This is a genomic window from Streptomyces sp. NPDC092296, from assembly GCF_044755465.1.
Classification (GTDB): Bacteria; Actinomycetota; Actinomycetes; order Streptomycetales; family Streptomycetaceae; genus Peterkaempfera.
In genome coordinates this window covers 98,569-110,309 of record NZ_JBIVRB010000018.1, presented here as the reverse complement: position 1 = coordinate 110,309, position 11,741 = coordinate 98,569, and the positions used below count along the sequence as shown (strand labels likewise).

11 protein-coding genes are annotated in these 11,741 nt (G+C 72.0%); all 11 read left to right on the top strand.

Annotation, left to right across the window (positions count from 1 at the left end; genetic code table 11):
• Positions 1-197: 197 nt before the first annotated feature.
• The 11 genes from pgsA (at position 198) to ACIQGZ_RS26940 (ending at position 11,668) form a co-directional block, all read left to right on the top strand.
• Positions 198-806, top strand: a complete 609-nt coding sequence (gene pgsA, locus ACIQGZ_RS26990; RefSeq protein WP_402606605.1) for a CDP-diacylglycerol--glycerol-3-phosphate 3-phosphatidyltransferase — start codon at positions 198-200, stop codon at positions 804-806.
• A 101-nt stretch (positions 807-907) separates the two neighbouring features.
• The gene (locus tag ACIQGZ_RS26985; protein WP_402606602.1) at positions 908-3,403 is read left to right on the top strand and encodes a sugar phosphate nucleotidyltransferase; all 2,496 of its coding nucleotides are present in this window, start codon (positions 908-910) and stop codon (positions 3,401-3,403) included.
• A gap of 183 nt (positions 3,404-3,586) precedes the next feature.
• Positions 3,587-4,606, top strand: coding sequence for a DUF881 domain-containing protein (locus tag ACIQGZ_RS26980; protein WP_402606600.1), 1,020 nt, complete (start codon positions 3,587-3,589; stop codon positions 4,604-4,606).
• Positions 4,603-4,935, top strand: coding sequence for a small basic family protein (locus ACIQGZ_RS26975; protein ID WP_402606598.1), 333 nt, complete (start codon positions 4,603-4,605; stop codon positions 4,933-4,935). Before ACIQGZ_RS26980 ends, ACIQGZ_RS26975 begins: the two co-directional genes overlap by 4 nt.
• A gap of 65 nt (positions 4,936-5,000) precedes the next feature.
• The gene (locus ACIQGZ_RS26970; RefSeq protein WP_402606595.1) at positions 5,001-5,963 is read left to right on the top strand and encodes a DUF881 domain-containing protein; all 963 of its coding nucleotides are present in this window, start codon (positions 5,001-5,003) and stop codon (positions 5,961-5,963) included.
• Between the two features lie 22 nt (positions 5,964-5,985).
• Positions 5,986-6,969 carry an FHA domain-containing protein gene (locus ACIQGZ_RS26965; RefSeq protein ID WP_402606592.1) on the top strand — a complete coding sequence of 328 codons (984 nt, stop codon included), beginning with the start codon at positions 5,986-5,988 and terminating at the stop codon, positions 6,967-6,969.
• Between the two features lie 138 nt (positions 6,970-7,107).
• A complete protein-coding gene (locus ACIQGZ_RS26960) occupies positions 7,108-7,797 on the top strand; it encodes a MerR family transcriptional regulator (protein ID WP_402606590.1) in 690 nt (229 codons plus the stop codon).
• 93 nt (positions 7,798-7,890) lie between these two features.
• Entirely contained in the window at positions 7,891-8,367 is a 477-nt protein-coding gene (locus ACIQGZ_RS26955; protein WP_402606588.1) for a bifunctional nuclease family protein, read from the top strand.
• A gap of 209 nt (positions 8,368-8,576) precedes the next feature.
• The gene (locus ACIQGZ_RS26950; RefSeq protein ID WP_402606586.1) at positions 8,577-9,227 is read left to right on the top strand and encodes a MerR family transcriptional regulator; all 651 of its coding nucleotides are present in this window, start codon (positions 8,577-8,579) and stop codon (positions 9,225-9,227) included.
• A 118-nt stretch (positions 9,228-9,345) separates the two neighbouring features.
• Positions 9,346-10,089 (top strand): vancomycin high temperature exclusion protein, encoded by a 744-nt coding sequence (locus ACIQGZ_RS26945; protein ID WP_402606584.1) that lies wholly within the window; start codon positions 9,346-9,348, stop codon positions 10,087-10,089.
• A gap of 91 nt (positions 10,090-10,180) precedes the next feature.
• Complete coding sequence (locus ACIQGZ_RS26940; RefSeq protein ID WP_402606582.1) at positions 10,181-11,668, top strand: DNA polymerase IV; 1,488 nt, start codon at positions 10,181-10,183, stop codon at positions 11,666-11,668.
• Positions 11,669-11,741 lie beyond the last annotated feature (73 nt).

Here is an 11,741-nt window from a genome sequence, read left to right as displayed (position 1 = left end):
CCGATGGTACTGCAGGGGGGACCCTGTGGGAGAGTAGGACGCCGCCGAACAATCATTGAGGCCGTGGCCCCAGCGTTCAACGCTGGGGCCACGGCTTTTTCGCGTCCTGGGGCGGGTCGAGGGGTCGGCGCCGGCCCGTTCCCATGGCCAGGTAAAGTCGGCGTGCATCGTCGGTACCCCGGACAGGAGGCCCCCGGGTGGAGGTTCAGGAGACGCGCGTCCAGACGGATCGCGTCCTCACCATCCCCAATCTGCTGAGCATGGCGCGTCTGGTCGGCGTGCCGGTGTTCCTGTGGTTGATCCTCCGGCCCGAGTTCGGTGGCCCGAAGAGTGATGGCTGGGCGCTGCTGATCCTGCTGCTGAGCGGGGTGAGCGACTATCTGGACGGGAAGCTCGCCCGTAAATGGGGGCAGATCAGCCGACTGGGCCAGCTGCTGGACCCGGCGGCCGACCGGCTGTACGTGCTGTCGACCCTGGTCGGCCTCACCTGGCGGGAGATCATCCCCTGGTGGCTCACGGCGATTCTGCTGCTTCGTGAGCTGTTCATGGCAGTGATGCTGCTCATCCTGCGCCGGAACGGCTACGGTCCGTTCCAGGTGAACTTCCTGGGGAAGGCCGCCACGTTCAACCTGATGTACGCATTCCCCTTGCTCCTTCTCAGTGACTGGGACGGCTGGCTGGGCAATGCGGCCGCAATCTTCGGATGGGCGTTCGCCTGGTGGGGTACAACCCTCTATTGGTGGGCAGGGATTCTGTACGCGGTGCAGGTCCGCCGAATCCTGAAGGCGGACACCGCGACCGGCTGATCCCGTAGCGTCGGACGGGGCGGATGCCTACCTGAGCACGGGGAGCACGGGAACAGTCGGATGGACTGACGTCCACAGCCCTGAAGGAGGACGCACCCGACATGAAGGCCGTCGTGATGGCCGGAGGCGAGGGCACTCGCCTGCGCCCGATGACCTCAAGCATGCCCAAGCCGCTCCTGCCGGTGGTCAACCGCCCGATCATGGAGCACGTACTGAGGCTGCTCAAGCGGCACGGTCTCAATGAGACCGTGGTCACCGTGCAGTTCCTTGCATCGCTGGTCAAGAACTACTTCGGTGACGGCGAGGAACTGGGGATGTCCCTGACCTACGCCAATGAGGAGGTACCGCTCGGGACGGCAGGCAGCGTCAAGAACGCGGAGGACGCGCTCAAGGACGACTCCTTCCTGGTCATCTCCGGTGACGCGCTCACCGACTTCGACCTCACCGACCTGATCCGCTTCCACCGGGAGAAGGGCGCACTGGTCACCGTCTGCCTGACCCGGGTCCCCAACCCCCTCGAGTTCGGCATCACCATCGTCGACGACGAGGGCAAGGTCGAGCGCTTCCTGGAGAAGCCCACCTGGGGGCAGGTCTTCTCGGACACCGTGAACACCGGCATCTATGTGATGGAGCCGGAGGTCTTCCAGTACGTGGCGGCCGACGAGTCCGTCGACTGGTCGGGCGACGTCTTCCCGCAGCTGCTCAAGGAAGGCAAGCCCATCTACGGCTACATCGCCGAGGGCTACTGGGAGGACGTCGGCACCCACGAGAGCTACGTCAAGGCGCAGGCCGACGTCCTGGAGGGCAAGGTCGACGTCGACATCGACGGTTTCGAGATCTCGCCGGGCGTCTGGGTGGCCGAAGGCGCCGAGGTGGACCGCGAGGCGGTGCTGCGCGGCCCGCTGTACATCGGGGACTACGCCAAGGTCGAGGCCGGCGTCGAGCTGCGGGAGCACACCGTGCTCGGCAGCAACGTGGTGGTCAAGCGGGGCGCCTTCCTGCACAAGGCCGTGGTGCACGACAACGTCTACATCGGGCCGCAGAGCAATCTGCGCGGCTGCGTGATCGGCCGGAACACCGATGTCATGCGGGCGGCCCGGATCGACGACGGGGCGGTGATCGGTGACGAGTGCCTGATCGAGGAAGAGTCGATCATCGCCGGCAACGTCCGGGTCTACCCGTTCAAGACCATCGAGGCCGGCGCCTTCGTCAACACCTCGGTGATCTGGGAGTCCCGTGGCCAGGAGCACCTCTTCGGGGCGCGCGGGGTCTCCGGCATCCTCAATGTGGAGATCACCCCGGAGCTGGCGGTCCGGCTCGCCGGGGCCTATGCCACCACGCTCAAGAAGGGCGCCACCGTCACCATCGCGCGTGACCACTCCCGTGGCGCGCGGGCGCTCAAGCGGGCGATGATCTCGGCTCTCCAGACCAGCGCCATCGACGTACGCGACCTGGAGAACGTGCCGATGCCGGTGGCCCGGCAGCAGACCGCGCGCGGCAGCGCGGGCGGCATCATGCTGCGGACCACACCGGGCGTGCCGGACTCGGTGGACATCCTGTTCTTCGACGAGCGGGGCGCCGACCTCTCGCAGGCCGGTCAGCGCAAGCTGGACCGGGTGTACGCCCGCCAGGAGTACCGCCGGGCGTTCCCCGGTGAGATCGGTGACCTCACCTCCTCCTCCCGGGTCTTCGACTCCTATGCAGGAACGCTCCTGCGGGCCGTGGACATCAGCGGGGTGGCCGAGTCCGACCTCAAGGTGGTCGTGGACACCGCCCACGGCAGTGCCTCGCTGGTGCTGCCCAGCCTGCTGGGCCGGCTCGGCGTCGAGGCGCTGACCGTGAACGGCGGCCTGGACGAGACCCATCCCACCGAGACCACCGAGGACCGCCGGGCCGGGCTGATCCGGCTCGGTGAGCTGGTCGCCTCCTCCCGGGCGGCCTTCGGGGTGCGCTTCGACCCGGTGGGCGAGCGGGTCTCCTTCGTGGACGAGCGGGGCCGGATCATCGAGGACGACCGGGCGCTGCTGGTCCTGCTGGACCTGGTCGCGGCCGAGCGGCGCAGCGGCCGGGTGGCGCTGCCTGTCACCACCACCAGGATCGCCGAGCAGGTGGCGGCGTACCACGGCACCCAGGTGCTGTGGACCACGACCTCGCCCGACGACCTCACCCGGGCGTCGGCGGCCGAGGGCACCGTCTTCGGCGGTGACGGGCGGGGCGGCTATGTGGTGCCGGAGTTCAGCGGGGTCTTCGACGGCGCCGCGGCCTTCGTACGGCTGATCGGCCTGGTGGCCCGTACGCAGCTGACGCTCAGCCAGATCGACGCGCGCATCCCGAAGGCCCATGTGCACCGCCGGGACCTGGCCACCCCGTGGTCCGCCAAGGGCATGGTGATGCGCTCGGTGGTCGAGGCGGCCGGTGACCGGCAGGTGGACACCACCGACGGGGTCCGGGTGGTGGAGACCGACGGGCGCTGGACCATGGTGCTGCCCGACCCGGCCGAGGCGGTCACCCACCTGTGGGCCGAGGGCCCGGACGAGGCGTCGACCGAGGCGCTGCTGGACGAGTGGGCGGCCGTGGTGGAGGGGGCCGGACGCTAGCGGAGACCCGGACAACGGCCGACTGCGGGGGCGCCCGGCCGGGCGCCCCCGCAGTGCTGCCCGGCCGTCGCCGGGCGTTCACCCCGGCGTATCGGCGGCTTTGTCACGATCGTGTCTCCGATAGGCTCCGCTGTGGCGGGGGTTGTGCGAGGGGCCCCCGCTCGACATGCGACGATGTCCGGCATGCCGGAGAAGCGGACGACCCGAGAGCCCGATGCGCGGTACGCGCGCCCGGACGCCTCCATGTCGCTGCTGACCAATGTCATGGACCACAGCCTGGACGACGGGTACGCCGAGGCGGCGCGGCGCAGGGGCGCGTACGGCAGCAGCCGGATGCCCTCCGCCGCACGCGGGCGGCTGGTGCTGGCGGTCGGCCTGGCGCTGGCGGCGATCGTGGTCACCGTGGGCGGGGTCCAGTCGCATGAGGCCGCGCCGACGCTGGCCAAGGAGCGGCAGGAGCTGATCGACCGCATCGACGCGGCGGACTCCTCGGCGGACCGGATGCAGCAGGACATAGAGCGGTTGCGGACCCAGGTGGACGACGCGCAGCGGCAGGCGCTCAACTCCTCGGGCGAGGACCAGCGGTTGCAGGGGCTGGGGCTGGTCGCCGGTACCGTCGCGGCGACCGGGCCGGGGCTGAAGCTGGTGGTGGACGACGCGCCGGACGCGGTGGGCGGTGAGGGCGGTACCAACCCCAGGGACTCCAGCGGGTTCGGGAACAGCGGCCGGGTCCGCGACCGGGATCTGCAACTGGTCGTCAACGGCCTGTGGGTGTCGGGCGCGGAGGCGGTCGCCGTCAACGGCCAGCGGCTGACCGCGCTTTCGGCGATCCGGGCCGCCGGAGACGCCATACTCGTGGACAACAGGCCGCTGGTGCCGCCGTACACCGTGCTGGCCATCGGGGACGGCCGGGGGCTCGGCACCCGCTTCCACGACAGTGTGGGGGGCCGGTACCTCAAGCTGTTGCAGGACGACTACGGAATCCGGGCGAGCGTCTCGGTGCAGGGGAGCGTCGACGTGCCGGCGGCGACCGGTGTGACGCTGCGCTATGCCCGGCCGCAGAAGTCCGCAGCGGCGAAGCCCGGACCGGGGAAGTCCAAGCCGGGGAAGGCCGGGCCGGGGAAGGCCGGGCCGGCGAGGACCGGAGCAAGCAGTGCCGGGGCGGGGACGGCCGGCGCAGGGACAGGAGGAGCAACACCGTGATTGCCGTACTGGGGCTCGTGGTCGGGGTCGTGCTGGGACTCGTGGTCCAGCCCGAGGTACCGGACGCCGTGGTCCCCTATCTGCCGATCGCCGTGGTGGCGGCGCTGGACGCCGTCTTCGGCGGTCTGCGGGCGATGCTGGACGGGATCTTCGACGACAAGGTCTTCGTCGTCTCGTTCCTCTCCAATGTGGTGGTCGCGGCCCTGATCGTCTTCCTCGGTGACCAGTTGGGGGTGGGCTCCCAGCTGTCGACCGGCGTGGTCGTGGTGCTCGGCATCCGGATCTTCTCCAACGCGGCGGCGATCCGCCGCCATGTCTTCCGGGCGTGACGGGCCGGCAGCGACTCGATGAACGCAGCGACGACAGTGAAGCGCATGGGCCGGCGGGAGCACGGGTGAGTCAGGACGAGAGCGAGCCGGGGCGCGGGGACGGCGCCCCGGAGCTGCCCGCCGCCGAGCCGGGCGGCCACGGCACGCCCGAGCAGCGCGGCGGTACGCCCCCGGAGCCGGCCGGGCCGCCGAAGGCCGCCACCCCGCAACCGGAACCGGCGGAGCGGTCGGCGCTCCCGGAGCCGCCGGAGCAGCGGCAGGAGCCGCCCGAGCCCGGCACCGACCCGGAGCCGGAGGGCACCGCGCAGGACGGTCGGCACCGGCTGCTGGCCGCCGCCTGGCCGCCGCGCGTCTCGCGGGCCCAGCTGGTGGTCGCGGTGCTGCTCTGCGCGCTGGGCCTGGGGCTGGCCATCCAGGTCCGCTCCACCAACGACCAGAGCCAGCTGCGCGGCGCCCGCCAGGAGGACCTGGTCCGCATCCTCGACGAGCTCGACGGCAGGCAGCAGCGCCTCCAGCAGGAGAAGCACCAGCTGGAGCAGTCGCTGGCCCAGTTGGAGACCAGCTCCAACCAGGCCAAGGAGGCGCAGGCGCAGACCCGCCGCAAGGAGGACGAGCTCGGGGTGCTGGCCGGTACGGTCAAGGCGACCGGGCCGGGCATCTCGCTGACGATCAAGGACCCCGAGGGCCACGTCAAGGCGGATATGCTATTGGACACGCTGCAGGAACTGCGGGCGGCGGGGGCGGAGGCGATTCAGATCAACAACGTGCGCGTGGTCGCGGACACCTACTTCACCGACCCCTCGTCGGGCGGGGTGCAGATCGACGGAAAGAGCGTGTCGCAGCCCTACGTGTTCACCGTGATCGGGAATCCTCAGGATCTCCAGCCCGCCCTCAACATCCCCGGCGGTGTGGTGCGTACCCTGGAGAAGGAGCAGGCCACGGCCACCATCACCGAGGAGCAGAAGCTCACCGTGGATGCCTTGATCAAGTCGAAGGCCGCTGAGTACGCTCGGCCGGCGCAGCAATGACCGGTGCCTCCGCCCGCCCCCGGTGCCGCCTGCGGCGGGTCCGTCCGCCAGACTGTCCAACGACCACACCACCTCGCCCCGCGGGCGGGTCTGTTTCACGCAAGGGGATTCGCCCGTGAGTCTGTTCTCGAAGCTGTTCGGCCGCAACGCACGCCGCGGCGCCGCCGAGGCACCCACCGCACGCCACCGCCGTGCCGGCGAGGAGCCCGGCGGGGTGCCGGGGATGCGGGGTGCCCCGCAGGGCGACGAGTTCGCCACCCAGGCCGGAGACCGCCCGCTGTTCCGGGACGGCGAGGGCACCGGTGGGAATCCGGGTGGCCGCAGCGGAGCTTACGGCGCGTCGGTTGACCCCTCGGGCGCACCGCGCATAGGTTTCGACGCGGGACCCTCAACCTCAGGTGGAGGGTTCACCCCCGATCCCTACGCGGGCGCCGCCCACCCTGGCGGCCCGCGCCAGGAGGCTGCGAACGCCATGGCTGCGACGGTGTGCACCCGGTGCGGGAACCACAATCCGGAGGCGGCCCGCTTCTGTTCCAACTGCGGTGCCCCGCTGCGCGGCGGCCACCCGGCTGAGCGGCCTGCCGAGACCACCTCGACGATCTCGATCTCCGGCCTGGAGTCGTACGACCCGGACGCCACCGGCACCGGCAGCCAGCCGGCGCTGTCGCCGGAGGTGCTGGCCGCGATCGACGCGTTGCCCGCCGGGTCGGCGCTGCTGATCGTGCGTCGCGGGCCCAACTCGGGCAGCCGCTTCCTGCTGGACTCCGACCTGACCACGGCCGGGCGCCACCCCGAGAGCGACATCTTCCTGGACGATGTCACCGTCTCCCGGCGGCATGTGGAGTTCCGCCGCACCGCGACCGGCTTCACGGTGGCGGACGTGGGCAGCCTCAACGGCACCTACGTCAACCGCGAGCGGATCGACGAGTGGACGCTCGCCAACGGCGACGAGGTGCAGATCGGCAAGTACCGGCTGGTGTTCTTCGCCGGCCACCGGGGGTTCTGAGCAGCCGTACCGGGAGGAGCAGTCCCAGCCGTGCACACTGACACCGGTGCTCGCCGCACGCCCACCGTGGCGAAGGTGGTGGCCCAGGCTCCGCCTGTCGCGGACCGCGCTCCGGCGCGGTCCGTCCGGGACCCGCTGATGAGCATTGGCGCCGTGCTCGCGCTGCTGCGGGACGACTTCCCCGAGGTCACCATCTCCAAGATCCGCTTCCTGGAGGCGGAGGGGCTGGTCGAGCCCAGGCGGACGCCCTCGGGGTACCGCAAGTTCGGCACCGCCGACGTGGAGCGGTTGGGCTATGTGCTGCGCATGCAGCGCGACCACTACCTCCCGCTGCGGGTGATCCGCGAGCACCTGGACGCCATGGACCGGGGCGAGGCGCCGCCCGCGCTGCCCGGCCCCGACCAGCGGCCGGGGCCGGTGGAGGAGGCCGAGCGCGAGCTGTCGCCCGGCGCCGGCGGCAGCGGGGTGCGGCTCGGCCGGGCGGAGCTGCTGGCGGCGGCGGACGCGCAGGAGGGCGAGCTGCGCGAGTGGGAGTCGTACGGGCTGATCAGCTCCGGGCAGGACGGCGGCTACGACGGCGAGATGCTCCAGATCGCCAAGCTGGTGGCCGAGTTGGGCCGGTTCGGGCTGGAACCGCGCCATCTGCGCGGGGTGAAGGCGGCGGCCGAGCGGGAGGTGAGCCTGGTGGAGCAGGTGGTCGCGCCGCTGCGCCGGCACCGCAACCCGCAGACCCGGGCCCACGCCGAGGTCACCGCCCGTGAGCTGGCGACACTCGCGGTGCGGCTGCACGCCGCGCTGGTGCAGGCGGGGCTCCGTACGCTGCCGTGACGGCCGTCGCCGGGGCCGGCGTGCCCCGGCGCGCCGGGGCGTGAGTCCGGGCTGCGCTTTCATATCCGGGGCGGGGGCCATAGGGTTGCTCTTGTGAACGAGCTCGACGTCGTGGGTGTCCGGGTCGAGATGCCCTCCAACCAGCCGATCGTCCTGCTGCGGGAAGTAGGGGGTGACCGGTACCTCCCCATCTGGATCGGTCCCGGGGAGGCCACCGCCATCGCCTTCGCCCAGCAGGGGATGACGCCTGTGCGGCCGCTGACCCATGACCTCTTCCGCGATGTGCTGGAGGCGGTGGGGCAGCAGCTCACCGAGGTGCGGATCACCGACCTGCGGGAGGGGGTCTTCTACGCGGAGCTGGTGTTCGCCAGCGGCGTGGAGGTGAGCGCCCGCCCGTCCGACGCGATAGCGCTGGCGCTGCGCACCGGGACGCCGATCTACGGCAGTGACGGGGTGCTCGACGAGGCCGGTATCGCCATCCCGGACGAGCAGGAGGACGAGGTGGAGAAGTTCCGCGAGTTCCTCGACCAGATCTCGCCGGAGGACTTCGGAGGCGGCGGGAACCAGTGAGCGCAGTGTCCGCTGAGCGCGTCATTTCCCGGTCGTTTTGCCAAAACAAACAGTCGTACCCACACTGAGGGCACGCGAAACCACTCACGAGGTTGACTTCGCCCGGCGTGCCCAGCGTGGCGATCGTTGACGCGCCCCTGGCGACTGCCTACCGTCGAGTGTGTGCCCGGTGTCCGACGGCCCCGGGGGACGAGTGGACGGAGGTCGGCGTGAGCAGCACCGGCGACAGTACAGCCGCAGGTGGCTCCTGCCCCATCCACCCGGTGCGGGGGGACCGCCGCCCGGTGCGGCACGCCTGGGAGGCACGCATGCCGGAGGTGCCTCAGCAGCCGTCCCCGCTGCCGCCCGCGCACCCGGCGCCCACCTCCAGCCTGATCGGCTTCCGCGGCCCGACCGCCTGCTCCGCCGCCGGGATCACCTACCGCCAGCTCGACTACTGGGCGCGTACCGGGCTGGTCGAGCCGAGTGTGCGCCCGGCCCAGGGGTCGGGCAGCCAGCGGCTCTACAGCTTCCGCGACATCCTGGTGCTGAAGATCGTCAAGCGGCTGCTGGACGCCGGGGTCTCGTTGCAGAACATCCGAGTGGCCGTCACTCATCTGCGTACCCGGGGGGTCGCGGACCTGGCCGGCATCACCCTGATGAGCGATGGCGCGACCGTCTACGAGTGCACCTCGCCGCATGAGGTGGTGGATCTGCTCCAGGGTGGGCAGGGCGTCTTCGGGATCGCGGTGGGGGCGGTCTGGCGCGAGCTGGAGGGGTCGCTCAGCAAGCTGCACGGCGAGCGGACCGACACCGGGGAGACCCTGGTCGGCCAGGACCCGGCCGATGAGTTGGCCCGCCGCCGCAATCGGGCCGGTTGAGGGTCGGGGGGCTGCGGGGTCTGTGATCGTCGGAGGGGCCCGGACGGGGAACCGTCCGGGCCCCTCCGTGCGTCGGCGTGGGGGAGGCCGTACGGTCCCGGGAGCGGCAGGGGGAGCAGTGGGCGAAGCGGACCGTGGGGTGGTGCGGGGCGGCAGGCAGTGGCTGGGGCGGCTGCGGACGGTCTCGGCCGGGTGGCGGCTGCCGGCGACCCGGCGGGCCCGCCGCCGCGCCCTGCGGGTGCTGGTCGTGCTCTGCGTCGCGGTGCTCACCCCCGCCACCTGGCTCTGGCTCGACACGGGCGGACGGGTGCGGACGGTGGCCACGGCGCCCGCCGAGCCGGTCGCGGTGGTCTTCGGCGCGGGCCTGGACGCTGGGCGGCCCTCGCCGTACCTGGCGAACCGGCTGGACGCCGCCGTACGGCTCTACCGGCAGGGCACGGTGCGGGCGATCCTGGTGACCGGGGACAACAGCCGCACGGGCTACGACGAGCCGACCGCGATGCGGGACTACCTGCGCGGCCATGGGGTGCCCGAGGGACAGGTGGTGCTGGACTACGCGGGCTTCGACACCTGGGACTCGTGCACCCGCGCCCGCCGGATCTTCGGTGTCCGCCGGGCACTGCTGGTCAGCCAGGACTTCCACATCCGGCGGGCCATCGCGCTCTGCCGGGCGGCCGGGATCGACTCCTACGGCGTCGGTGTGTCCGAGCCGCACGACGCCACCTGGTACTACGGCGGGGTACGGGAGGTCGCCGCGGCCACCAAGGCCGCGCTGGAGGCGGCCGTCCGGCCCGACCCGCACGTCCTGGGCCCCGCCGAGCCGGGGGTCACCCGGGCGCTGGAGCGCTCCGGGCGGCGGTAGCCGGGGTGGGGGTCGGGGCGGTCGGCCGGTAGATGCCGGGGTGGGGGTCGGTTCCGGATGAATGTCCGACCCGTGAGGGATGATCGGCCGTGTGCGTCCCCTACCGACGATCCTGCATCTGGACATGGATGCCTTCTACGCCTCGGCGGAGCAGGCGTCCAAGCCCAGCCTGCGCGGAAAGCCGGTGGTGGTGGGCGGGCTGAGCGGCCGGGGTGTGGTGGCGACGGCGTCGTACGAGGCGCGCCGCTTCGGGGTGCACTCCGCGATGGCGATGGCGCACGCCCGCCGGCTCTGCCCGAACGCGGCGTTCCTCGTGCCCCGGTTCGAGCTGTACCGGCAGGTCAGCGAGACCGTGATGGGGCTGCTGCGGCAGCTCTCCCCGCTGGTGGAGCCGCTGAGCCTGGACGAGGCGTTCGTGGACCTGGCGGCCGGTCCGTACGGCGAGGTGCTGGAGGCGGCGGGTTCCTCGGCGGCCGGGGTGGAGATGGTCCGGGCGCTCGGTGAGGATCTGCGGGCCGACATCCGGGCCGCCACCGGGCTGACCGGCTCGGTGGGGCTTGCGGGCTGCAAGCTGCTGGCCAAGATCGCCTCGGAGGAGGCCAAGCCGGACGGGCTGTTCATGGTGGAGCCCGGCCGTGAGCGGGCGGTGCTGGACCCGTTGCCGGTGCGGGCGCTGCCCGGGGTCGGCCCGGCCACGGCGGAGACGCTGCGGCGGATGGGGCTGCTCACCGTGGCGCAGGTCGCGGCGACGGAGGAGGCCGAGTTGGTCCGGCTGCTGGGGCGGGCGCACGGGGTCTCGCTGCATGCGATGGCGCTGGGCCTGGACGACCGGCCGGTGGTGGCCGAGCGGGACGCCAAGTCGGTCTCGGTGGAGGACACCTTCGAGGTCGACCTGGTGGACCGGGGGCGGGTCCTGCACGAGGTGGACCGGTTGGCGGAGCGGTGCGTGGGGCGGTTGCGGGCGGCGGCGCGGTCGGGGCGGACGGTGGTGGTCAAGGTGCGGCGGTTCGACTTCAGTACGTTGACGCGCTCGGAGACGCTGCGGGGTCCGACCGACGATCCCTCCGTGATCGCCGAGACGGCTCGGCGGCTGATCGAGCAGGTGGACATCGCGGGTGGGGTGCGGCTGCTCGGGGTGGGGGTGTCCGGGTTGGCGGACTTCACGCAGGAGGACCTGTTCGCGCAGGCGGCGCGGGTGGGGGAGGAGGGTGGGGCGGTGCTGGGTGAGGGTGGGGGTGGGGAGGGTGACGGGGCTGAGGGGGAGGGCGAGGAGGGGGCTGACGGGGAGGGGGCCTATGGGGGGCCGGGGGAGCCGAGGGGGTTCCATCCGGGAGGGGCGGGGGCGGGCGGGGAGGAAGACGGCGGCGGTGCTGGTGGGGTGGGTGGGCGGCGGTGGTTGCCGGGTCAGGATGTGCAGCATGAGGAGTACGGGCCGGGGTGGGTGCAGGGGAGTGGGGTCGGGCGGGTGACGGTTCGCTTTGAGACGCCGGGGTCGGCGCCGGGGCGGGTGCGGACGTTTCCGGTGGACGATCCGGAGTTGCGGCCGGCGGCTGCGTTGCCGTTGACGTCTGGGGGGTGAGGCCCTGGGGGTGACGTCATGAGGGTGACGTCCTGTGGGGTGACGTCCTGGGGAGGTGACGTCCTGTTGGTTG

Coding starts and splice junctions, on each gene's coding strand:
- ACIQGZ_RS26980 (WP_402606600.1), top strand. CDS start 3,587: ATGCCGGAGAAGCGGACGACCCGAGAGCCCGATGCGCGGTACGCGCGC.
- ACIQGZ_RS26985 (WP_402606602.1), top strand. CDS start 908: ATGAAGGCCGTCGTGATGGCCGGAGGCGAGGGCACTCGCCTGCGCCCG.
- ACIQGZ_RS26960 (WP_402606590.1), top strand. CDS start 7,108: ATGAGCATTGGCGCCGTGCTCGCGCTGCTGCGGGACGACTTCCCCGAG.